Below are 23,093 nucleotides of genomic sequence, written 5' to 3' on the forward strand. Positions count from 1 at the left end.
GTCTACGCACGTAAACTTACAGGGAAATTTCATGGCTAAACGAAAAGCAGACAATGCCAGCGACGCGATGATGACGCTCGTCGAGCTGGCCCACTTTCTCCGCATCGATGAGCATGTGGTGGTGCGGATGGCGCTGGCCGGAAACATACCTGGACTGGCGATCGATTCGACGTGGCGATTTCGCCGCGCGGAAATCGAGCAATGGGTCGCCGACCAGCTTGTCGGTGAAGAGGAGGCCTTCACCAGCATTCCCGATGGCATGCAGGCGCCGCTCGATGACCTGATGCCAGAATCAGCGATCATTCCGCAGCTCAAGGCGCGTGATGGCATTGGCGTGATCGAAGAGCTAGCCGCCCGCGCCTACAGCAATGGCTGGCTGGCCGATAAGCCGTGGTTCGTTGGCGCGGTGGTCGAACGCGAATCGTTGGCATCCACCGCCATGGACGGCGGCGTCGCGTTCCTGCACACCCGCGCGCGCGATCAAGGCCGCATTAATCGGCCTTTTATTATTATCGGGCGATCCTGGGAAGGCATTTCCTTTGGCGCGCCAGATGGCAAGCCGACGTTCATCTTTTTCTTGCTCGGGCTACGTTACGACAAGCTGCATTTGCCGATTCTGGGCCGTTTGGCGCGTTCGCTGCGCGTGCCGGCGACCATCGCGAGGTTGCGTTCGCTGTCGTCGCCGTACCAAATTCGCGCGCTCTTGTTGCGCGAAGACGAGGCGGTCCGGGGCGGCCTGATTCCGGATCAGCCCTCGCAAACGTTTACCCCTCAGCTCGATCGCAGCATGCGGCTGCGCGCCATTCGTCGCCTCGAATCGCTGCGCAAGAACAAAATTGTCGCCGATGAGAAAGCCGCCGCAAAGGCGAGTCGGCGCAAGAAGCCAAGCAAGGCGGCACTAGCTAAGGCGGCTTTGTTGGCCGCCGCTAGCGCGCAGCCGGTGGTCGTGCTCACAGGCATCGGCAAGCCGATGGCTGCGGGCAAGGTGCCCGCCAAGGGCACGGCTAGCAAACCACCCGCAAAGGTCGCCGCTAAGGCAACGGTCAAGGTGGTCGCAAAACCCTCAACCACCAAACCGCCGGCCGCGAAACCGACCGCAAGCAAAAAACCGAGCGGCAAGCCCACTGGCAAGCTCGCCGCGAAAGCCAAGTAGGCGCGGCCCATGGCGCGCGTTTTGGTCGTTGGCGCCGGAGGCATCGGCGGCCTCATCGCCGCTAGGCTGTGGCATGCCGGCGTCGACGTCACGGCGCTGAGTAAGAATGCGGCGATCGTGGCGGCGATCAATGGCGAGGGCTACCGCTTAATTGATGCTAAGGGCCGCGCCGTCGTCTTGCCGCCGCGTGCGCCGGATCCCACGGCGACCGCACGCGCAACGGCGTATCCGCCGGAAGGTGAATTTGACGTCATCGTCGTCGCGACGCAGCCGCCACAAGTTGAGGCCGCGGTCGCCGAGGTCGCGCCGTATTTGGCGGCAAGCGGAAATGTCGTCGTGGTGCAAAACGGCCTGTGCGAGGCTCGGGTTGCCACCATCGTCGGCGCGCCGCGGGTGATCGGCGCGGTGGTGGCATGGGGCGCCAGCATGCACGCGCCAGGGGTTTATGAGCAAACCGCCAAGGGCGGCTTTACGCTTGGTCGTTTGGATGGGCCGGTCGATGCGGCGTGTCGCGAGGTTGGCGGCATGCTCGCGCACATGGCACCTGTCCGATATACGGACAATCTGCTCGGCGTGCGGTGGAGCAAGCTGGCGCTTAATTGCGCGATCAGCTCGCTAGGCACGCTTGCCGGCCAGCGCCTGGGGACGTTGATTGCCAGCCGCGCCAACCGCCGCCTGGCGCTCGAGGTGATGAGCGAAGTGGTGCAGGTGGCGGTGGCCAGCGGCGTCCGGCTCGAACTCGTCGCCGGCACGCTGAATTTGCCGTGGCTGGCGCTTACGCCGCGGGAACAGGCGGGCGCGCGCACCCCGGCCCTCGCGGCCAAGCATGCCTTGCTCTGGGCCGTTGGGCAGAAATATCGCCGCATGCGTTCGTCGATGCTCTCAGCGATCGAACGCGGCAAGCCGCCGTCGGTGGATTATCTAAATGGCGAGGTGGTGGAGGCGGGTGCGCGCGTTGGCGTGCCGACGCCGAAGAATGCCGCCATCGTCGAGTTGGTGTGGCGGCTGGCGCGGCGCGAGGTGACGCCCTCGCCTGCGTTGTTGCGGCAGCTTTAGGCTATAGTGCCGCCGTGGCCATCGCAAACGAAGCATCTGATTGCGTCTTTATCCGAGGCCTGGAATTTGTTGGCAACCACGGCTATTCAGCGGCCGAGCGCAAAGGCATTCGGCGCTTTCGCGTCGATATTGCCTTGCGGCGCTCGTTGCGCGCGCCCGCGCGCAGCGACAAGCTTGCCGACACCGTCGACTATTTTAAGATTTGCGCGATCGCGGTGAAGCTGGGCACCGAGGCGACGTTTAAGTTGCTCGAGGCGCTGGCCGGGGCCATGGCCGCCGAAATCCACGCGCTCTACGCCGACGTCGAAATAGAGATCACGCTCGAAAAACTCGCGCCACCCTGCCCCGGCATACCCGCCAGCTGTGGCGTAACGCTGGTGGTGGCGCCAATACGATCATAATGTCAGCGTCGCGCGAGCCTACCGGCAGGTGGCGCACGTTTCTTCCGCGAGCATAGATTGCAGGGCGGTTTGGCTAGCACCTAGGGCTGTGGATACCACAGCAGTCTCGCTGCGCCCCGGAGGGGTGCTATCTGCGAGCAGGAAGACACGTGCGCCGACCTGCCGGTCCACAATTTATCTGCGAGCAGGAAGACACGTGCGCTCAGCTGCCGGTCAGCGCGACCGAGACCCTCGGGGGACGCCCGTTAGTCGACGAGGCGCAAGTGCGACGGGCGCTTCTTGGGGCCAGTTTGCGACGAGCCCGGCGACATGGGCGAGATGGGCACGGCGTTGCCGCGGTCGCCGTTGCGATCGGACGCGCCGTCGCGCGAGGCGGCCTCGATCGGATCGCTGGTGAAGGAAAGTTCGGGGACGTCTTCGGGCCATACGTGGCCCTTGTCGGCGCCTTCTACGACCGCGGCGTAGACGGCGTGCCACGGCAGGACGCAGTGAAACGGCTGCCCGCCAAAAGTTAGGGTGCCGCTGAGTTCTTGGTCGTCGACGACAAGATCTGCGATGGCGGGCGAAAGGCCAAAGCCGAAGCGCAGGACGAGCTTGCTTTGGCCGTGCAAATGGCTGGGAACAAGGACGCCTTCGCGGCGGGCATCGATATGCACGAGCACGGCGCCCTCGGCCATAAGGCCGCCAACGACGCGTGACTTGTCTGGGTTGGTCAATCCGCGCGCGATGTTCATAATGGCGGTCGGCATGGCCTCTCCACCGTCACGCGTGGTTGAGGGCGGAACGGTCACGCGCGCGCTGCCCATAACGGCGGCCGCCGGTCGAGGCTCGTCATCGGGCGAACGTGTTTGCGCAAGCAAGACCTGCTCTTGCGACGGGGTGATCAAGCGTTCGATCGCCGCCTCGCGGAGAAAGCCCGCGCGATCGCGGACGCTGTGGAGCGCAACTTCTTCGAGAAACACCGACGTCCGCGCGGCGTGACGCATGACGATACTGTGCGTATGAAGCGCGGTGGCGTCGCGGCGATGCCATTGGGCCATCGCGTCTTCCACGAGCTGCAACGATCGCGCGATACCGTGTTCGATGAACGCGGCCACTACCTCGTCGAAAGATGGGTGACCATCATCGCGCGTCATGCCGAGTTACTATGCGATCGCGCAGGGCCAGGCAAGACAATTCATTGGGAAACGACCTCGCGCCAACCCAGCGTTGCGAGCCACGCGCGCTCTTCTGCGCTCACCAGCACCCACACCGGCTCATCGCTCTCCCAACCCGGCACGGGCTCGTCAAATTCGACAAAGGCTAGTGGACTAGCCACCGCCAATAACCGCGCATTAGCCATCGCCATCACCGCGGTAATTTGCAAACGGCGTGCGTCTTCTTCGTCGTGTTCTTCGAGCCATTGCGTCGTGGCCGCGGCTAGCTCTGCTTGCGCTTTTTCGACAAATGCTGATTCGAGCTCGAGGTCATCAAGGCACGCGCGCATCGTGTCGATCGCGTCGTCCACCTCCTCGGGGTGCCAAAAACCTTGCGGAAAACCGCGCGCCTGTTGCACGGCGGCGCCGATGGCGGCGAGCGCGGCCGCGGCGTGCGGTCCGCTCGTGACAAGGCCGGCGTCGGCGAGGACGTCCACGAGCGGTGCGCGTTCGTTGGCGTTAGCGTGCGAGTCGGCGTCGGCCACGGCTAGACCGCGGCCTTGCGATGCTCGGGATGTTCGTCGAGCCACGCGCGCAGGCTCTCGGGCGTGATCTCAACCACGATGTCCTGCTGCGCGACGCAGGCCTGACACGCAAGCCGTGACTCGGCGCGAACATCGAACGCCTTGTCCATGATGTCGTTTTCGGCGTCGCTGACCTCGCCGAGCGTAGCGATGCCTTGCTCGACCCATACGTGACACGTCGAGCACGCCAAGTTGCCCCCACACGCATGGCCGACGCGCGCGTCGCACGCCTCGGCGGCGTCTAGCAATGAGGTGCCAGAGGCGACCTCGATGGTAACCGGCGCGGCGCTCGCCTTGCCGAGCGGATTAACGAATGTGACCTTCGGCATAGCCCTCTTCTACTTCCTCGACGCGCTTGCCGGCCATGGCCTTGGCAATCGCGAGGTTCATGCGGATTTCTGCAAATGGTTTTGATGCGTGATCGAGCGCCTCGATGGCGGCGCGAATCGCGAGATAGTTGTCGCCGGCCAAGGTCGCTTGCAGCGCGGCGATGGCCGCATCGGTGGCAACCTTGACCTCGGCGGTGAGCAAGGCGGCATCCCCGACCATCGCGGTTTGCGTCGCGGCCAGAATGCGCTTCGCCTCGATGCGCTCGGTGGCGAGGTTGCGGCGGCGCAGATCGTCTTCGGCAAACTCGAACGACTCGACCAGCATGCGCTCGACCTCTTCGTCGGTCAGGCCATAGGTCGGCTTGACGTCGACGGATGCCTCAACGCCGCTGGTTTGCTCGTGCGCCTTGACGGTGAGGATGCCGTTGGCATCGACCTGAAAGGTAATGTCGACGCGCGCCATGCCCGCGACCATCGGCGGCACGCCGCTCAATTTAAAACGCGCCAGCGAGCGGCAGCCATCGACGGTCTCGCGTTCGCCTTGCAAGACGTGGAGGTCAAAGCCGGTTTGGTTGTCGGCGTAGGTGGTGAACTGCTGGGTGGCGCCCGCGGGCATGGTGGTGTTGCGGTGGATGAGTTTTTCCACCACGCCCCCCATGGTCTCGATCCCCAGCGAAAGCGGAATGACGTCGAGCAGCACGACGCCTTCGCTATGGCCGGCCAGCATTTCGGCCTGAAGCGCGGCGCCGAGCGCGACAACTTGATCCGGATCGACATCGGCGAGCGGCTCGCGGCCGAAGATGTCCGCGACGGCGGCGCGCACCACGGGTGAGCGCGTCGAGCCGCCAACCAAGATCACGCCGTCGAGTGCGTCAGCCGTGGTCTCCGCGTCGCGCAGCGCCCGGCGGCAGGCCTTAGCGGTGGTGGCGAGCAATGGCGCGGCGACGTCGGCCAATTGAGCACGGGTGAGGGTTAGCGTTGTCGTCGCACCAGCTGCCGATTGCACGGTCACGCTCGTGCTGTCGGCCGCGCTGAGGGCCTCTTTCGCCGCGCGCGCCACGTTGACTGCGTGGTTAATGTCGCCGCCGCCGGCCTGCGCGAGCAAATAGGCGGCCAGCGCGCGATCGATATCGTCGCCGCCAAGCGCCGAGTCACCGCCGGTGGCCTTCACCTCGAACACGCCATCGACGAGCTTTAAGATCGAAATATCAAACGTGCCGCCGCCGAGATCGTAGACGGCATAGGTTCCGGCGATTTGTTTATCGATGCCATACGCAAGCGCGGCCGCGGTGGGCTCGGCGAGCAAGCGCAGCACTTCAAGGCCAGCGAGGCGGCCGGCATCGCGGGTGGCCTGGCGTTGCGCGTCGTCGAAATAGGCCGGCACCGTGATCACAGCCGAATCCACGGGTTCACCAAAAAATGCCTCGGCGCGGCGTTTTAGCTCGCGGAGGATCTCCGCCGAAATCTCAACCGGTGTGAGCTGCCGCTCGCCGACCGCAACCTTGACCATGCGATCGTCATCGATCAGCTTGTAGGGCAGCATGCCGCGGATGGCGGAAATATCGCCCGTGGAGCGCCCGACCAGTCGCTTGACCGAGCTGATCGTGGTGCTACCCGCGGCGCCGCTCGCCCCATTCGCGCTCGCCATCGCCGCGCGGCCGACCACCACGCGGCCATCTACGTCATAGCGCACCACCGACGGCACCAGCGCATCTTGCCCTTCACCAATTGCCACCGGGGCGCCATCGCGGACGTACGCCACCAGCGAATTGGTGGTGCCGAGGTCGATGCCAACCACGCGCGTCTTGCACGCCTCTTTAATTTGCGATTGCCCTGGTTCGGCGATTTGCATCAACATACGACAGTTCCTACGGCTTCTCTTGTGGCTGCTAGGGCGTCTTCTATGACTTAGGCATCGTCGAGCGCGGTGATCGCCGCGTCGCATTCTTCGAGGTAGCGCGCGACGTAGCGCAAGACGATGAGCTGCTGCTTGGCGGCGGCGAAATGCACATCGCGCGAGCCGACGTTGCCCGCCGTCGCGGCCGCCTCGCCGGCCTCCATCGCCGTGGCCAATGCCGCGAGCAGCGCGGCTTCTTTTTCCTTCATGCCGCGTTCGAGCGCGGTAACCGCGCCCAGCGCCTTAGCCGCCGTCGCCTCGGCGAGCTCTTCACGCCAACTCAGCACCTCGGTCAGCATGGTGGCATCAAGCCGCTCGTGCTCGCCGATAACGATGCCGACGCTGGCGAGCAAGGCCTCGGCGCGCGACGCCGGCTTGCGCAGCGTCTTATACGCCTCGTTGTACGTCATAGAAGTTTGCAGTGCCGCGACGCGCTGCGCCGCCGGGGCCTGCGCAAAGCGGTCGGGATGCGTCTGCCGCGCCAGCTCGTGATACTTGGCGTCGAGCACCTCGCTCGCGAGGGCAAACGACGGTGGCAGCCCAAGCGCCGCAAACGGGTCTTTGGGGCCTGTTCCTGCCATGGCGGTGCTCATTTAGAACTGCACCGACTCGCCGCAACCGCAGCTGCCCTTGGCGTTGGGATTATTGAACTTAAAGCCATGCCCCATCATGCTGCGCACGAAATCGAGCTGCAGCCCGCGCAGGTACACCATGCTCTTGGGATCGATGACCACCGACACGCCATGCTGCTCAATCACGTGATCGGTCGCGCGTGGCGTCTCCGCCCACTCAAAGACATACGAAAAACCGGTGCAGCCGCCGCCGCGCACGCCGATGCGAATCGACGCGCTTGGCGTCTCGCGCTTGTCGCGCTGACGCGTGATTTCTTGCGCCGCCGACGCCGTAATATCGATGGTCGCCGCAGACGCAGCCGTCATGGCCGCGGGTGGCGGCACGGTAGCCGAGCTGGTAGGTGTTGCTTGCATATTCATGCTGACCTCGGTTGCGGGCGTATCGTTAGGGGGCGTTGCGGACATAGGGCACTTAGGCCTTGGCGGCTTGTTTTTGCTTGTAGTCCTCGATGGCGGCCTTGATCGCGTCTTCCGCGAGCACCGAGCAGTGGATCTTTACCGGCGGCAAGCTGAGCTCTTCGACCAGCTGCGTGTTCTTGATGCTGGCGGCTTGCTCAAGCGTCATGCCCTTAACCATTTCGGTGGCAAGCGACGACGAGGCAATCGCCGAGCCGCAGCCAAAGGTCTTGAACTTGGCCTCTTCGATGATGCCGTCCTTGACGCGGATTTGCAGCTTCATGACGTCGCCGCACGCCGGCGCGCCGACGAGGCCGGTGCCGACGTCGTCCTCGCCCTTATCGAGCGAGCCAACGTTGCGTGGGTTTTCGTAATGGTCGAGCAGTTTTTCTGAGTAGGCCATGGTGGTCTCCGTGGTGGTCGTGAAGGGTGGTTAAAATAAATCGGCGTTAGCTAATCAGTGCGGCGTCCAGGCGATGGAGTTGAGGTCGACGCCCTCTTGCACCAGCTCCCACAAAGGAGACAGCGTGCGCAGGCGATTGACGGCATTCACCACCAGATCGGCGACGTAATCGACCTCGGCTTCGGTATTAAAGCGTCCAAGGCCGAAGCGAATGGACGTATGCGCCAGCTCATCGCCGACGCCAAGCGCGCGCAACACGTAGCTGGGCTCAAGCGAGGCCGAGGTGCAGGCCGACCCGGATGACACCGCGACGTCCTTGAGGGCCATGAGCAGCGATTCGCCTTCGACGTAGGCAAACGAGATGTTGAGATTGCCGGGCAGGAGCGAACCTGGCGCCATGGAGCCATTGATAAAGGTGTGTTCAAGGCGCGACGCCAAGCTCTTGTGCAAGCGATCGCGCAAGACGCCAACCTTGATCGCTTCGGCTTCCATTTCCGCTTTCGCTAGCTCGGCCGCCTTGCCAAAGCCAACGATGAGCGGCACCGCGAGCGTGCCCGAACGCATGCCGCGCTCATGGCCGCCGCCGTCGATGATCGGATCGATGCGAACGCGTGGCTTGCGGCGTACCCACAGCGCGCCGACGCCCTTGGGACCGTACATCTTATGCGCCGAGATCGACACCAGGTCGACGTTGGTATCGACGACGTCGAACGGAATCTTGCCAACGCCTTGCACCGCGTCGGTATGAAACAGCGTCTTGGGGTTCTTGGCCTTGACCGCGGCGACGATCGCCTTGATCGGCTGCACGACGCCGATTTCGTTATTGGCGAGCATGATGCTGACCAAGATGGTCTTGTCGGTAACCGCCGCGGCGACCTGTTCCGGCGTCACTAGGCCGTCTTTAGCCGGGCGGAGATACGTGACCTCGCAGCCCTCGCGCTCAAGGCGCTTGCAGGTGTCGAGCGTGGCCTTGTGCTCGGTCTCGACCGTGATGATGTGATTGCCTTGCTTGCGATAGAACGACGCTACGCCCTTAATCGCGAGATTGATGGCTTCAGTGGCGCCCGACGTAAGGACGATTTCTTTGCCCTCGCCACCGATCAGCGCGCCGATTTGGCTGCGCGCATGCTCAACCGCGGACTCGGCCTTCCAGCCAAACACGTGGTTGCGGCTCGCGGCATTGCCGAAATGCTCGGTGAAATACGGCAGCATGGTCTCCAGCGCGCGCGGATCCATCGGCGTGGTGGAGTGGTTGTCCATGAAAATGGGCAGCTTAGGGCTTGGCGACATGTGCTTCCTTGACGGCTTCGACGAGGTTGGGTTGGACGAGGTTGGTGTGATCGTGGCGCGAACGCGACAGGCCGACAAAAAGGTTGGGCGCGTCGCTACGGCCATGGTGATGTTGGTTGCACGCGGCGCATTCGTGCGGCTTTTCGCCAGTCGAACAGGTTTGGCACGAATCCAGGTAGGCCACCGCGTCGAGCAAGTCGCGCTCGATGCCGCGGAGCTCGGCGATTTGCGCGCGCGTGGTTTGCAGGCGCTCTTGAAAGACGGCTCGCACCTGCGAGGTGGCGGCCTTGCCATTTTCGGCATCGTGGAAGTCTCGGACAAAGCCTTGGATTTCGGTCAGCGAAAAGCCAATGGCCTGCAGCTTGCCGATCCAATTGATGCGATCGACGGCCTCGGGACCGTAGAGCCGAAAGCCGCCCTCAGAGCGCGCGGCCGGCTCGAGCAGCTCCATCTCCTCATATAGATGCAAGGCGCGCACGGTCTTGCCCACGGCGCGGGCGAGCTCGCCGACGCGGATGAGTTTGGGAGGTGAGGCTTGCAACATAATGAAGGGGACGCGGGTGGGAGGTGGCCCGACTCATACCCTAACGTAAAGGTAAGAGTAAGAGGCTTTGAGCCACTATGTTGGCAACAGGGGAACGCGTCAAGGCCAAACTCACGTTAACGGAAGGGTATACACTCCCCTACAACCATTGAATTATGAGTATTTACAAATGGTTGGAAATTCTTATGTTGCGCTGCTGCCGGCTGCGTGCCAATGGTAGGCCGAAATGGCACGCCCCAAAGACCCAGGCAAGCGCATCGGGCTGGCGTTGCAAGCTATTGAGATTTTGGAACGCGAAGGCGTCGAAATCTCGGTTGAACAGCTCGCCGGCAAGATGGGCATCAAGCGGCCGACGTTGCTCTATCATTTTCCAAGCTATGGCAGCATTGCCGAGGAGGCGATCAAGCACTACCTCGCCGAGGCGAGCGCCTTCATCGCCAAACGCTTGGCGCCAGTGAGCCACCCGATCGACCGCGTCTTCCAGCATCTGCTGGCGGTCACGGATTTTCAGCGCGGCAAGGAGGCGCGGTTTGCGTTCTTAACGCAGGTCGTGGCCTCGACTGCGGGCCGTCGCATGCGACAAGTCGTGCAGGCCACGGCGATGTATTTTGAACTGCATCGCGCCTCGATGGTCAAATCGTTGCAAGAGGGCATCGCGGCCGGCACGGTGGCGCCTTGCAATCCGTCGGCGATCGTCATGATGGTGCGCGCAATCAACGACGGCACGCTCATTCAAAGGGTCGCGACCAAGACGGATGCCTCCGCCGTCTATGAACTATTGTGGTCGTCGGTGCTGGCCCCGCTGCGCCTTGAGCCGCATCCCGCGAAACTCGCCAGGTCATCTCGGACGCCACGGCCGGCGCCGCAGCCCAAGGGTAAAGCCACGTCCCAGTCAAAACGCGCTACGGGGTCGGGGTCGACGCGCCGTGTGCGCGATGCGCGCGGATGATGCGCGCCGGGCTGCCACCGACGACGGCCCAGGCGGGCACGTCGCGCGTGACCACCGCGCCCATCGCGACCACCGCGTGATCGCCAATGGTCACGCCGTCGGTGATGCAGGCATTGGCGCCAAGCCATACGTCGCGGCCAATGGCGATGCCGCGCGAAACGGTCTTTTGCGCCATGATCGGCGCGGCGTCGCTCATCCCGTGGTCGAAGGCGTAGATGCACACGCCAGTGGCGATACGCGTCTGGTCGCCAATTGTGATGCCCGCCGTGCCGCCGTCGATGGCGCAGCGCGGGTTGATGCTGACCTGCGCGCCGAGGGTCGCGGGCCCGTGCACGAAGGCATCGGCCGCGATATAGCTGCCAGGGCCGATGACGAGGCGACGCCGCGGCTCGGCAAAGATCGCCGCGCTCGGCGCGATAAAGCAATCGTCGCCTAGCTCAACGGTTTCGTGAAAGCGCAAGGCCGCCTGCACCTCGGCCTGCCACGCGGTGGCCCACACGCGATTTTCAGGCGAGAGCGTGTAATACAGCCACGGCATCCACGCCAGGCGGCGTTTGTGTTGCTCGCGATGCGCGGCGGCGCCGTCCATAAGGTCAGTGTTGCACAATCTAAGGAGGCTGCACCACCACCGGCGTGTATAGTTTCGCCAAGGCACCAACGATGAATACGAAATCACAACGAATACGGGCCCTCGCCATGACCATGATGGCGACGTGTGGCGCGGCCGCGTGCACAACCGCAGACAATTCACGCGACGCCTTTGTCGGAAGCTTTGCGTTTGCGAGCAGCGCCTTTGAGACGAATTGTTCGCCGGTGCCGAGCGGCTATGAAGATGTCGATGACGTCGTCGTAATCTCGCTCGGTGAAAACGAGAGCCTCGACGTGCTCATTGATGGCATGGCGATGCCTTGTGACGACGAAACCGATCTGCAGGCTGCCCCGAGCCGCATCGGCTGTGAAATGATCGGTAGCAGCGTGAGCTATCACGTTGACGTCTGGATCGACCTTAGCTACGAGCGCCCAAGCCGGATGACCTTGGTTAAGGAGTTTGCCGCGCCAGACTCTTGTGCCATGACGTTTAGCGGGCTCCTGGCGCCGGCGCCGTAGCGCGGTGGGAGTGTCATAGCGCTCGTTTACGGTGCGGCCATGCAAGCCACTCCGGTGAACGCGCCCGACGTGTTCGGCAACATCTTTATCGGCATCGCCGGGATGATCGGCGCCGGCAAGTCCACGCTCGCGACGGCGCTGGGGCAACACCTCGACATCGACGTGCACTACGAACCCGTCGCCGACAATGAGTATCTCGGGGACTTTTACGCCGACACCAAGAAGCATTCGTTCGCGATGCAGGTGTACTTGCTCAACAGGCGCTTCCAGCAGCATCAAGAAATCATCTGGCGCGGCCGCTCGGCGGTGCAGGACCGCACGATCTACGAAGATTCTATTTTCGCGCGCATGCTCGCCAGCACCGGCCTGATGGACGAGCGCGACTACCGCACCTACGTGCAATTGTTCAAGCACATGAGCAACTTCATGTGTCGCCCCAGCGTGATCGTCTACCTCGACGTCTCGCCCGAGTCGTCGCTGGCGCGCATCAAGCAGCGCAGCCGCGACGTGGAATCGACCATTGGGCTCGATTATCTGCGCGCGCTGCACGCGGCGTACGCCGAATTTGTCGAAAACATTTCGAAGACCATTCCGGTCATTCGCGTCGACTACGAGCGTTTTGCCACCGCCGAAGAAATGGCCGAAATGATCAAGCGCGAGTACCTAAGCGTCAGCTTTCTGCGCAATATCACGCGCTTTGACCCGACGCGGGCGTAAGGCCGCACGCTGGCGATTTTTGCGACCATTTTCGCTGCGCGGCGTGTATGTTCGGCCCGTGCGTTGGGTGCCAGCGAGCCTGCTGACCGTGCTAGCTGTCGTGGCAATAGCGTGTCATGGCGAAACCACGACGGGCTCGACCCCGTCGCCTGATGCGCCGGTCGATTCGTGGCCGCCGCCACAAGATCGACCCTACGAGGTCTATTTGCCGCAGGGGCTTGCTGAGGGCGAGGCCGCACCGCTGCTCGTCGTGCTGCACGGCTACGGCCTTGATGCGGCGTGGGAGGCCGACTATTTGCTTTTGCATGAGGTCGCGGATGCGGCCGGCATGTTGCTGGTGCTGCCCAATGGCGTGCCCGACGCTAGCGGCAAGCGATTTTGGAATGGCACGGATTGTTGCCTCATCGACGGCGAGCATGTCGACGACGTTGGGTACCTCGCCGCGGTGATTGCGCAGATGCAAGCGCGCTACGACGTCGATGCGGCGCGGGTGTTTGTGATTGGCCATTCCAGTGGCGCGTTCATGGCGCATCGCCTGGCGTGTGAACGAGGCGAGCTGCTTACCGGTATCGTCAGCCTCGCTGGCGGGCAGTGGCTCGATGCGGCCGACTGTCCTGCGGGGCCGCCCGTGAGCGTGCTGCAGATCCACGGCACCGCCGATGCCATCGTGTGGTACGCGGGTGGCGCGACGTATCCCGGCGCCATCGAAACCGCGAATCGATGGCTTGCGCGCAACGGCTGCCCCGACGCCCTGGCGATGGACGGCGCGTTGGATTTAGACGCGCTACTGCTTGGCGACGAAACCACGATCGCAACCAGCTCGGGGTGCGATGAGGCGACAATGGTTGAGCTGTGGAGCATCGTTGGTGGTGCCCACGTGCCGACGCTGAAGGCCGACGTTTGGATCGCCGCCTTGCTCGAGTTTTTGGCGCGCGCCTAAGCGCAAAGACATCGCGCGCTAGCTCTTATGCACGTGTTGCAGGCACGGCAGCTGGGCCCGCACCTGCGCCTGTGCCGCCGCCGAAAGCGTGGCCGTCACGAGCCCGTCGCCCGCGGCCTTTTCGCCGAGCACCTCGCCCCACGGCGAGACGATGAGCGAATGGCCGTAGCTCACCCGCTTGGGGTTGTGTTGCCCCCATTGCGCCGCGGCGACGACATACGCTTGATTCTCAATCGCGCGCGCGCGCAGCAGCGTGTGCCAGTGAGCTTGGCCGGTGTGGGCGGTAAACGCCGCGGTGACCAGCAGCACCTGTGCGCCATGCTGCAGCGTGAGCGCGCGGTAAAGCTCGGGAAAGCGCAGATCATAGCAAATTGACACGCCAACTCGCACGCCGCCTATCTCGACGCAGACGATGTCGGACCCCGCGCGGGTCGTCGCCGATTCTTGCAAGGTGGCGCCGCCGGGAATATCGATATCAAAGAGGTGCCACTTGCGATACGTGGCAACGAGGTCGCCGTTCGGGCCAATCACCGTCGAGGCGTTGTAGGTATGCGCGGGGTCGCCCGCGATGCGCTCGGGAAGGCCGCCCGTGACGAGGTGAACCCCGTGCCGCTGCGCCAAGGTCCGCAGCTCCGTCATCGCGATGCCGTCGCCGCCAAGGTCTTCCGCAATGGCGAATTTCTCATCCTCGCGGTGGCCGAGAAAGGTGCTGCATTCGGGCAACACCACGAGCCGCGCGCCATCTGCCGCGGCGCGCAACACGAGCTCGCCGATGGTCTGCAGATTTCGCGAGACATCGGCTGACGAACACAGCTGCACCGCAGCGACGCGAAGATCTGGCATGTGATGAAGTTAACACAACTGCGCAAAGGCGTGCGCCGTGCGGCGAATTCGGCGTGGCCTCAATGTTAGGCTGCGGCCGTGCGATGGCGCGTGGTGGTAGGTGGGCTGATATGCATGGCCGGGCGCGCTTACGCCGACGAAGCTGCGGTCGAGGGCCCCGCCGCTGATGAGGTGATCGTCATCGCAGGTGAGGTGCCGCGCGCCTTGGGATCCCCGCAACAAGATCTAAGCGCCGAAGAGATTCGAACGCTCCCGGGTGCGAGCAACGATGCCATGCGCGCGCTGGCCTCCACGCCTTCAGTGTCGCGCCTACCGTTTTCGTTTGGCGGCCTTGCGCTGCGCGGGGCGTCGATTCGCAATACCGCGGTCTACGTCGACGAGGTCGCGATTCCCTTGCCGTTTCACTTTGGCGGCATCACGTCGATTTTTCCAACGTACGCCCTTGAGACGCTCACGCTGCACGCAGGCAACGCCCCCGTGCAGTTCGGGCGCGTGCTCGGCGGCGTAGTTGCCATTGCCTCGAGGACGCCTCGGCCGCAGCGCCATCGCCTTGGCCTCGATCTATCGATCTTGCACGCCTCAATGTGGGCGGAAGGGCCCGTGGGACCCGCGCGTAAAGGGCCCGACGTCTCACACAACTCATGGCGATACCTCGCCAGCGCGCGCCGCTCGTTTCTTGATCTTGTGCTTTCGCCGTTCGTGGCGGAGACGACCCCGCTGCCGGTCTACACCGACGCGCAGCTCTTGTTGTCATCGGGCGAAGATCGGCGCCTGGGACGGCTCGCGCCCATGGCGCTAATTAGCCGTGATGAAACCCAAAGCCCCGATCTGGCCCTAACCCTCGGATTCTGGCGCATCGCGCTGCCTTGGCGCCTCACGGCCGAGCAGACCGAATTGCGCGCAACCGCGTGGATAGGTGCCACCGACGTCCGCTTTCTCGGCGACATGACGCCCGACGACCGCGCCAAAGATGTCGACGTTGTGCGCCATGTTGACGAATGGGGCGTGCGCGCGCAAGCTTCGCGATCGACGGGATTTGGCGAGGCGCGGCTCGGCCTAGATGCCACTGGGGGCGCCCTCAGCGGCACCACGCGCGAGGTGGGCGGCGCGGGCCTGTCGCTGACGCCTATCTCGTGGAGTCATATCGGGGGGTGGGCAGCCGCGGCGTGGCACGGCACTCACGGCTCGCTGGAGCCGTCGCTGCGCGTCGACCGCTTGGGGCTTATCGACGAAACAACTATTTCGCCGCGGGTCAACGCCACGCTGCATCTCGCCACCGACCTTGAGCTCGTCGCCGCCGCTGGCCGCTACGTGGAGCCGCCGCTCGCGGCCGACCTTGGCACGTCTGCACCAGCCGATGGCCATCAAAGCAGCAAGGCGATGCAATACTCGTTGGGCATATCGGCCTTGCTCTACGAGGGCCTGACGGTCACGTTGGCGGGCTACTACCATGTGACCAAGCACTTGCCGGTTGTTACGGATCCGACCGTCTTTACCAGCGTGTCGCGCAATTCGTTTAGCCCGCTCGTGCTCGAGATCGTGCAGCAGTATCTCGGCGAAGGCACGCCACGCGGCAGCCTTGGCCGCGGCAAGGCCTACGGGCTAGAGACCTTGCTCACGTATGAGCGCGGCGCCCAGCGCTTGCACGTCGCATACACGTGGTCCAGATCTAAGCGCACCGAAGACCCGGCGCTGTACGAGGGCTTTCACCCCTATGTGCTTGATCAACCGCATCGCCTGCACGCGGTTTGGCAGTATGCGACGCCGCGTTGGATTTGGGGCGCCGGCTTTCATTTCGCCACCGGCATTCCGTATAGCCCGGTGACGTTGAGCGAAGACGGCGTGTTTACGCAAGATCTGTGGGGTCGGCGCGTGCCCAATTTTATGCAGCTGGATTTACGCGCGGAGCGGCGGTGGCGACGCGCCGGGGGCGATTGGGGCGTTTATCTCGAAATTCAAAACGCCACCGCACGCACCAACGTCGAATCGGTGCGCGACGCGGTTCGAAGCGCCGACGACCCGGCCAACGCCACGCTGACAACAACGAAAATCACCGGCCTGCCATTTCTGCCGCTGCTTGGTGCCACCTACACGCCGCGCTAAACCGTCGGCAAATGGTATGGTGGCACATGATCAGCACGCCACGCCTAACCCTCAACGTTGGTTTGCACATGCCCCAGCTCGGCTATGGGTTGTGGCGCGTCGCCGATGACGTGGCCGAGGCCTCGGTGAAAACTGCGCTCGCCGCGGGCTACCGCCTGATCGACACCGCCAAGATCTACGAAAATGAAGAGCCGGTAGGGCGAGCGCTCGCTTGCGGCACCGTCGCCCGCGAAGACATCTTTCTCACCACCAAGCTGTGGAACACCGACCAAGGCTTTGACGAGACGTTGCGCGCGTTTGACGCCAGCGCGGCGCGGCTCGGCGTCGCCTATGTCGATCTCTACCTCATTCACTGGCCGGCGCCCTCGCGCGATCAGTATGCCGCGAGCTGGAAGGCCTTGCAGCGGCTCAAGGCCGACGGCCGGGTCAAATCGATTGGCGTCTCCAATTTTGGCATCGATCATTTACAACGCATCATCGACGAGTCCGGTGAGGTGCCAAGCGTTAATCAGATCGAGCTGCATCCGCGCTTTGCGCAACGCGAGCTACGCGCGTTTCACGCTAAGCAAGGCATCGTCACCGAATCGTGGAGCCCGATTGGGCAAGGCAAGTTGCTCGACGAGCCGGCGATCGTCGCCATTGCCGGCAAGCTCGGGAAATCGCCGGCGCAGATCATCTTGCGCTGGCATATGGAGCATGGCCTCGTCGCCATTCCCAAGTCGGTGCATCCGCAGCGCATCGCCGATAACATCGAGATATTTAATTTCTCGCTCGACGCCGGCGACATGGCGGCGCTAGATGCGATGGATTCGCCTGAAGGCCGCATCGGTCCCAATCCGTATACCGCGGCGTTCTAGTGCCGTGGCACTAGCACTACCCACCTCTGCCGTTCTTTGCCAGCCGTCGAACGCCAAGGGAAGCCTACGCTTGCGACGGGTGCCCAGATGAAACTCGCCAACGCTGCTAGTAACTGGTCGGCCGCGCGGCTGCTTGCCGTGAGCTTGGTTGCGTGGTCGGCGAGCGCCGCGGCAGATTCGTCGCGACGTGCTCGCGATGGGGCCGAGCGCTCGGCGCTGTTGCGACTTGCGCAGGATCTGATCTGGAAAGCCTCGGCGCCAGACGAAACGATCGACGAGGCGCTTGCGGCCGCGCAGCTTGTCGAACAAATTTTGCGGGCAAATAAGCCGAGTCGCGTCGAACTCACCGCGACCGGCCTGCTGGGCGCGGGCGCCACAAATGACGCCGCGGTGGGAGAAATCACGGCGCTCACGAGTATTGCATTGCGCGGCGAACGTTGCGACCTCGCCGAGGTCGGCGTGGCAGTCCGCGGCAACGGCAGCGGGATTACCCGGGCGAGCACCGGCGGGCTCGAGCTGCGGGGCTGGGGCTCTGCCTGCCTCGCCAATGGCCTTATCACGACGCGAACGGAGCCGTTTGTCGAAGGCGGCGAAGGCTTTCGCCTCACCATCCTGCCCATGCGAGCCAAAATCGAAGGTGCGTTCAACGCCGCGCCGTCACTGACCGCGGCCCGCGCGCATCGGCCGTCCAGATACTCGGAGACGGGCTACGAGTTCTCCATGGACGGCTTGCGGTTTTCACGAGGCGACGCGGCGAAGGGCGTAGAATTTGTTTTTGCCACCATCGGCGAGCGCACGCAATGGGACGGCCTGCCCAGTGAGGCCCGCGCCTTGTATGAGGTGACCGCTGATTTTGGCTTCTTTCGGCTGTATCGCGACAGACCCCGCACCGCAATGGCTGACCGCGAGTTCGATATCCTCGCCTTCAACCTACACGGGACGCGAGGCTCCAAAGATGCGGCCCTAGGCGAGGTGTTCCCACTGCGCATGACGGGCGTTGCGCTTGGCAGCGACCGGCTTTTGCTCGATGCCAGTCTAGGCATAGCTTTTTCTGGCGGCACGATCACGGTGAGCTCGGGTAACGACGAGAGCGCCGGCCCCGATGAGGTCATTGTCTCTGAACTACCCGACGTGACGACCTGGAGCACGCGCAGTGGTGTCTCGTTCGGTGACCGCGCGCAGGCGCTTGGCATCGCGTTCGTGCGTTCAATGGCAACCAATACAGACCTACAGCTGGTGCTAGAAAACCGCGCCACGCTTTGGGGTCAGCACGCACAAGGCCGATTTAGCGGCCGCGGCGAAGTGTTCGCCGGCACCGCGAGACGCTACGTCGACGACCTCGCGCGGGATGAACGCTTTGGCGGCGGCTACCTCACGGTTGACTACAACGCGCGCGACGCGCTCTGGCTTGGCTTGCGCGCCGAGGCGCTGCACGCGCGTTCAAACCATGCGCCGGCTGATGACCCCTTCATCGGGACCTCTGTCAGCATCATGGCCACGCTGTCGCTCAGCCACGACGTGTGGACGTGGCCACTGCCCTGACCTTAATGATCGACGCGCCAGTCGATGAGATTGGACGGCGACGCGAAGAGCCCCTCGGCGTTTGGTAGCGCGAGCGCCACCGCGAGGACTTCGTCGACGTGTGACACCGGAACGATCGTCAGCTGCTCAAGCACGCTAGCCGGCACGTCGGCTAGATCCTTGCGGTTTTCGGCGGGGATGATCACGGTGGTAATGCCGGCACGGTGCGCCGCGAGCACTTTCTCTTTGAGGCCGCCAATCGGCAAGACGCGGCCGCGCAGGGTGATCTCGCCGGTCATCGCGACGCTGGCCTTCACCGGTACGCGCAACAACGCCGAGACCATCGCGGTGGCCATGGTGATCCCCGCGCTCGGCCCATCCTTGGGAATCGCGCCCTCAGGGCAATGCACGTGCACATCGACCTTTTGGTGAAAGTCACGCGCGAGGCCAAAGCTATCGGCGCGCGAACGGATATAGCTCATCGCGGCCTGCGCGCTCTCGCGCATCACCTCGCCCAGCTTGCCGGTGAGCAGGAGCTGCCCCTTACCCGGCACCACCATGGCCTCGGCTGGAAGCAAGTCGCCGCCGACCATGGTGACCGCGAGGCCATTGCATACGCCGACCTCGTCGAGCTCTTCGGCGACGCGCTCGCGATACTTCGTCACGCCGAGTAACTTCTCGACGCCGGCTTCATCTAAGTGAAACGACGCCTCGGCCTGTTTGCCGCCGGCGAGCCAGCTCTTGGCGAGCTTACGGCACAACGTGGCGAGCTCGCGCTCGAGATTGCGCACGCCGGCCTCCTTGGTGTAGCGGTGCAGCAAAAAGCGCAGCGCTTCATCGCCCAGCTCGAGATCGAGGCCATCGATGCCATTGGCGGTGCGTTGCTTGGGCAGCAAGTATTGCCGCGCGATCGCCATCTTTTCCCATTCGGTGTAGCCGGGCACCTCGATGATTTCGAGGCGATCTTGCAAGGGCAGCGGGATCTGCGACTGCACGTTGGCGGTGGCGACAAACAATACGTCCGATAAGTCGTAGTCTAGGTCGAGGTAGTGATCGCCAAAGGCGCTGTTCTGTTCGGGGTCGAGCACTTCGAGCAACGCGGCCGCCGGGTCGCCGCGAAAGTCCATTGCCATCTTGTCGAGCTCGTCGAGCAAGATCACCGCGTTGCCGGCGCCGACCTTGCGCAAGGTTTGCAAGATCTTCCCCGGCATGGCGCCGATATAGGTGCGGCGATGGCCGCGTATCTCGGCCTCGTCGCGCACGCCGCCTAGCGAGACGCGACCAAACTTGCGGCCGGTCGCATGCGCAATCGAGCGCGCCAGCGACGTCTTGCCAACGCCCGGCGGCCCAACCAAGCACAAGATGGGCCCGCGCAAGCCACCGACCAAGCTCTTGACCGCAAGGTATTCAAGAATCCGTTCCTTGACCTTACCCATGCCGTAATGCTCGGCCTCCAAGATCGCCTCGGCAGCCGCGATGTCGCCCCGTTCCTCATCTTTGTGCTGCCACGGCAACGCCAAGATCCAATCGAGGTAGTTGCGAATTACCGTCGCCTCGGCGCTCATGGGCGTCATCTGCCTCAGCTTCTTGAACTCCTTGAGCGCGCGCTCGGCGGCGGCCTCGGGCAGGCCCTTGCCGCGGATCTTTCCCTCGAGGTCGAGCAGCTCCTGCTTGAACTCGTCGCGTTCGCCGCCGTCGCGGGCGTCGCGCCCCATCGTCGGTGGGCCCTCCCCAGCCAAGACCTCGCGCACGCGCTCCGCTTTTTTGCTCTTGCCCTTGAGCTTGCGTTCGGTCGTGAGCTGTTCGGTCTCGCTTTGCAGCATGGCCTGAAGCCGCGCCAAGCGCGCGATCGGATCGATCATCTCGAGCAGATCTTGCTTGTCCTTCAACTTAAGCGCGACGTGGGCGACGACGGTGTCCGCCAGCCGGCCCGGATCATCTACCGTATGCAGGCTGGTGAGCATTTCGGCCTGGATGCGGCGCGTAAGCTTCACGTAGGCCTCAAACAGCCCGAGCACCGAGTCCATTAGCGGGCGTACAACGTCGCGCCACGCCGGCTCGCTGCGATCAACGGGCACCGCCGGCGCATCAACCAATACGGTGGCCTCACAAGCAAAGTACGGCTGGCTTTGCGTAAACGCCGAGATGTGCACGCGCGCACGCCCTTCGACAAGCACCTTTACGGTGCCGTCGCCCAGGCGCAAGATCTGCACGATGTGCCCGAGCACGCCGGTTTCAAAAATATCCTCGATGGCCGGATCATTGCTCTTGCCGCGTTTTTGCGCCGAAAGCACTAGCTGCTTATCGCCGGCGACGGCCTGCTCCAGCGCCAAGATCGATTTTTCGCGGCCAACAAACAGGGGCACAACCATGTTGGGAAACACCACGATGTCGCGCAGCGGCAAGAGGGGCAGCACTGGCAGGGCTCCGGGCGCGAGCGGATTGGGTTCGTCCATTTAATAATGGTAAGCAACGCACCGCGTAGGGCAACTTAAACGTAGGTAAACCTCGCCTATGTAAGTGAAGGACGTCAGGCTACACACGCGCATTGATCGGCATATACATTGACCACCGAATTGTAAGCTCGGTACCCTTTAGCCCGTGGCCGAATTGCGCAAGCAGCCGACACCTCGCGAAGCCTTTGTGGTGCTTGAGGTTGCGAGCCTGCGCCTCGAGGAATTAGTCGACACCGCCGCGGTGTTTGATTCGCTACAGGCACCCGCGCTTGCCGGCGCGAACATGTTTTATCGCCGCTCGAGCGACGTCGCCCTGCTGGCCTTGCAATACTCGGCGCCCGCGTTAAGCGGCGCTGGGATGGCGTGGCTTGCCGATACGTGCCGCCGCATCGGCGCGGCGATCATCGACCCGACGCGCATGTCCGAAAACGATCGCCGATCGTTTTATCAGGGCTATCTCCACAACTATGAGACCAAGCTTGAAAACCTACCGGGGGCGCGAGCCGCGGTAGGAGCGCTGCTAAATCGCCTGTCAGGCACCTCGGAGATCGTCGACGTCAGCCAGATCGAAGAACTCCGTCGCCCCACCGCGAGCGGCGCCGACGCCCAGGCCCATCTCCATGACAAGCCTTCAACGATCGTAACTATGGCAACTCCTGCGCAACCACCCACCCCTTCTGATCGTTTATCAGCCCATGAGCTAAGCGCCTTGCTCCCGCAGCGCTCCGAATCACCGCCGGCAGAAATCGATGTTCGTTTCGTACGCGGCGGCGCGTGGACGTCGGCGCGCCTGCGGGCGCTGAGCCTGCGTGGCGCCTATCTCGTCACCGGCGCGCCACCGCGCGTTGGCGACCTGGTCGACATGGTGCTCAGCTACGGCGATGCCGGCGCGCTCGTGCGTGGTTCGGTCTATCACGTGACCTCGGCGCAGGACACCCAAGCCGGTGGCTCGGTTGGCTTTGCCGTGCGCTTCCCGCTTGAGCCCAGCCCAACCCGCTCCCAGCTCATCGCGCTGCTCACCAAGGCGCGCGCGGCGGGCGTTACGATTAAGCCGCCCCCGACGCGTAGCTCGGTGCGCTTTCCGGTCAACTGGCCGATTGCCCTCAATGCCCTCGATGGCGGCCAGCTCGCGGCACATCCTATTGAGGCCACGGACATCTCGAGCGGCGGCATGTTCTTAGCAACTAGCGAAATGCTCGGTACCAATGAGGTCGCGTTTTGCATGCCAACGGATGAAGACCAGGCGCCGATTTCAGGGCTGGCGCGCGTGGTGCGCACGATCACGCCGCAAGAGGCCAGGCAGCGCGGCATCCGCGAAGGGTACGGCGCGGAGATCATGCGCATGACCGAACAAGACCGCGAGCGCTGGGATGGGTTTCTCGAGCGCGTTCAGAAACGCACCGAACGCCGACTGCTAGTTGGCGCGACGGCCGCGCGGCTTGACGAGATCGTGCTGGGCCTGACGTCGGCCGGTTATTCGGTCACCACGGGGTCGGATCCCGGGACGTTGGTACGGCTGGCCGAGTCCGAGGCGAGGCCACCCGATGCCGCGATTATCGATATTAGCCTTTCGGTGCAAGGCCCCGGCCAGTGGCTCGAGCACGTGTTTGCCTCGCGCAATGTGCCCTGCGTGACGGTGCGCGGGGATGCGAAGCGGACGCGCCTTGTTGTGGATCAACTGCTCGGCGTGGGCTGAACGTGGTTGTGGGCGCCTAATTCCGCCTGATAGCGGCAATTGTCACGATCCGCCGCTTGCGCCCTGAGCAAGGCCCACTACAC

The 23,093-nt window shown here is 63.7% G+C and carries 23 protein-coding genes; 11 read left to right on the top strand and 12 right to left on the bottom strand.

Annotation, left to right across the window (positions count from 1 at the left end; translation table 11 throughout):
* Positions 1-31 precede the first annotated feature (31 nt).
* From IPL79_11765 to IPL79_11775, 3 genes are read left to right on the top strand one after another with little or no spacing between them, the layout of a single operon-like run.
* Positions 32-1,153: a PTS sugar transporter subunit IIA gene (locus IPL79_11765; protein MBK9071661.1), complete on the top strand. Its 1,122-nt coding sequence runs from the start codon at positions 32-34 to the stop codon at positions 1,151-1,153.
* 9 nt (positions 1,154-1,162) lie between these two features.
* A complete protein-coding gene (locus IPL79_11770; GenBank protein MBK9071662.1) occupies positions 1,163-2,209 on the top strand; it encodes a 2-dehydropantoate 2-reductase in 1,047 nt (348 codons plus the stop codon).
* A 14-nt stretch (positions 2,210-2,223) separates the two neighbouring features.
* Complete coding sequence (locus tag IPL79_11775) at positions 2,224-2,610, top strand: dihydroneopterin aldolase (protein MBK9071663.1); 387 nt, start codon at positions 2,224-2,226, stop codon at positions 2,608-2,610.
* Between the two features lie 245 nt (positions 2,611-2,855).
* On the opposite strand, the gene IPL79_11780 is transcribed toward IPL79_11775, so the two are convergent.
* From IPL79_11780 to IPL79_11820, 9 genes are all read right to left on the bottom strand, one after another.
* A complete protein-coding gene (locus IPL79_11780) occupies positions 2,856-3,746 on the bottom strand; it encodes a hypothetical protein (protein MBK9071664.1) in 891 nt (296 codons plus the stop codon).
* A gap of 41 nt (positions 3,747-3,787) precedes the next feature.
* On the bottom strand, positions 3,788-4,291 hold the full coding sequence (locus IPL79_11785) for a hypothetical protein (GenBank protein MBK9071665.1): 504 nt from the start codon (positions 4,289-4,291) through the stop codon (positions 3,788-3,790).
* A gap of 2 nt (positions 4,292-4,293) precedes the next feature.
* Complete coding sequence (locus IPL79_11790; GenBank protein ID MBK9071666.1) at positions 4,294-4,659, bottom strand: 2Fe-2S iron-sulfur cluster binding domain-containing protein; 366 nt, start codon at positions 4,657-4,659, stop codon at positions 4,294-4,296.
* Complete coding sequence (gene hscA / locus IPL79_11795) at positions 4,637-6,517, bottom strand: Fe-S protein assembly chaperone HscA (GenBank protein MBK9071667.1); 1,881 nt, start codon at positions 6,515-6,517, stop codon at positions 4,637-4,639. The genes IPL79_11790 and hscA overlap by 23 nt, the downstream gene beginning before the upstream one ends.
* Positions 6,518-6,567: 50 nt before the next feature.
* Positions 6,568-7,137 carry a Fe-S protein assembly co-chaperone HscB gene (hscB, locus tag IPL79_11800; protein MBK9071668.1) on the bottom strand — a complete coding sequence of 190 codons (570 nt, stop codon included), beginning with the start codon at positions 7,135-7,137 and terminating at the stop codon, positions 6,568-6,570.
* Between the two features lie 12 nt (positions 7,138-7,149).
* Entirely contained in the window at positions 7,150-7,494 is a 345-nt protein-coding gene (locus IPL79_11805; protein ID MBK9071669.1) for an iron-sulfur cluster assembly accessory protein, read from the bottom strand.
* Between the two features lie 106 nt (positions 7,495-7,600).
* The gene (gene iscU / locus IPL79_11810) at positions 7,601-7,987 is read right to left on the bottom strand and encodes a Fe-S cluster assembly scaffold IscU (GenBank protein ID MBK9071670.1); all 387 of its coding nucleotides are present in this window, start codon (positions 7,985-7,987) and stop codon (positions 7,601-7,603) included.
* Positions 7,988-8,041: 54 nt separating this feature from the next.
* Positions 8,042-9,277 (bottom strand): IscS subfamily cysteine desulfurase, encoded by a 1,236-nt coding sequence (locus IPL79_11815; GenBank protein MBK9071671.1) that lies wholly within the window; start codon positions 9,275-9,277, stop codon positions 8,042-8,044.
* The gene (locus IPL79_11820) at positions 9,261-9,821 is read right to left on the bottom strand and encodes a MerR family transcriptional regulator (GenBank protein ID MBK9071672.1); all 561 of its coding nucleotides are present in this window, start codon (positions 9,819-9,821) and stop codon (positions 9,261-9,263) included. The genes IPL79_11815 and IPL79_11820 overlap by 17 nt, the downstream gene beginning before the upstream one ends.
* A gap of 226 nt (positions 9,822-10,047) precedes the next feature.
* On the opposite strand from IPL79_11820, the gene IPL79_11825 reads away from it, so the two are divergent.
* The gene (locus IPL79_11825; protein ID MBK9071673.1) at positions 10,048-10,770 is read left to right on the top strand and encodes a TetR/AcrR family transcriptional regulator; all 723 of its coding nucleotides are present in this window, start codon (positions 10,048-10,050) and stop codon (positions 10,768-10,770) included.
* On the opposite strand, the gene IPL79_11830 is transcribed toward IPL79_11825, so the two are convergent.
* On the bottom strand, positions 10,724-11,359 hold the full coding sequence (locus IPL79_11830; protein MBK9071674.1) for an acyltransferase: 636 nt from the start codon (positions 11,357-11,359) through the stop codon (positions 10,724-10,726). The genes IPL79_11825 and IPL79_11830 overlap by 47 nt on opposite strands.
* A gap of 71 nt (positions 11,360-11,430) precedes the next feature.
* On the opposite strand from IPL79_11830, the gene IPL79_11835 reads away from it, so the two are divergent.
* From IPL79_11835 to IPL79_11845, 3 genes are read left to right on the top strand one after another with little or no spacing between them, the layout of a single operon-like run.
* Positions 11,431-11,877, top strand: coding sequence for a hypothetical protein (locus IPL79_11835; GenBank protein MBK9071675.1), 447 nt, complete (start codon positions 11,431-11,433; stop codon positions 11,875-11,877).
* 39 nt (positions 11,878-11,916) lie between these two features.
* Positions 11,917-12,594 (top strand): deoxynucleoside kinase, encoded by a 678-nt coding sequence (locus IPL79_11840; GenBank protein ID MBK9071676.1) that lies wholly within the window; start codon positions 11,917-11,919, stop codon positions 12,592-12,594.
* 58 nt (positions 12,595-12,652) lie between these two features.
* A complete protein-coding gene (locus IPL79_11845) occupies positions 12,653-13,534 on the top strand; it encodes a hypothetical protein (protein ID MBK9071677.1) in 882 nt (293 codons plus the stop codon).
* 18 nt (positions 13,535-13,552) lie between these two features.
* Here IPL79_11845 and IPL79_11850 read toward each other — a convergent pair whose 3' ends face one another.
* Positions 13,553-14,377: a carbon-nitrogen hydrolase family protein gene (locus IPL79_11850; GenBank protein MBK9071678.1), complete on the bottom strand. Its 825-nt coding sequence runs from the start codon at positions 14,375-14,377 to the stop codon at positions 13,553-13,555.
* 114 nt (positions 14,378-14,491) lie between these two features.
* Here IPL79_11850 and IPL79_11855 point away from each other — a divergent pair, with 114 nt between their 5' ends.
* From IPL79_11855 to IPL79_11865, 3 genes are all read left to right on the top strand, one after another.
* Entirely contained in the window at positions 14,492-16,480 is a 1,989-nt protein-coding gene (locus tag IPL79_11855; protein ID MBK9071679.1) for a TonB-dependent receptor plug domain-containing protein, read from the top strand.
* A 26-nt stretch (positions 16,481-16,506) separates the two neighbouring features.
* Complete coding sequence (locus IPL79_11860; protein MBK9071680.1) at positions 16,507-17,337, top strand: aldo/keto reductase; 831 nt, start codon at positions 16,507-16,509, stop codon at positions 17,335-17,337.
* 87 nt (positions 17,338-17,424) lie between these two features.
* Positions 17,425-18,879, top strand: a complete 1,455-nt coding sequence (locus tag IPL79_11865; protein ID MBK9071681.1) for a hypothetical protein — start codon at positions 17,425-17,427, stop codon at positions 18,877-18,879.
* A 2-nt stretch (positions 18,880-18,881) separates the two neighbouring features.
* On the opposite strand, the gene lon is transcribed toward IPL79_11865, so the two are convergent.
* The gene (gene lon / locus IPL79_11870; protein ID MBK9071682.1) at positions 18,882-21,314 is read right to left on the bottom strand and encodes an endopeptidase La; all 2,433 of its coding nucleotides are present in this window, start codon (positions 21,312-21,314) and stop codon (positions 18,882-18,884) included.
* A gap of 145 nt (positions 21,315-21,459) precedes the next feature.
* Here lon and IPL79_11875 point away from each other — a divergent pair, with 145 nt between their 5' ends.
* Positions 21,460-23,010 (top strand): PilZ domain-containing protein, encoded by a 1,551-nt coding sequence (locus IPL79_11875; GenBank protein ID MBK9071683.1) that lies wholly within the window; start codon positions 21,460-21,462, stop codon positions 23,008-23,010.
* Positions 23,011-23,093 lie beyond the last annotated feature (83 nt).

The sequence above is a fragment of the Myxococcales bacterium genome (genome assembly GCA_016716835.1).
Taxonomy (GTDB): domain Bacteria; phylum Myxococcota_A; class Polyangia; order Haliangiales; family Haliangiaceae; genus JADJUW01.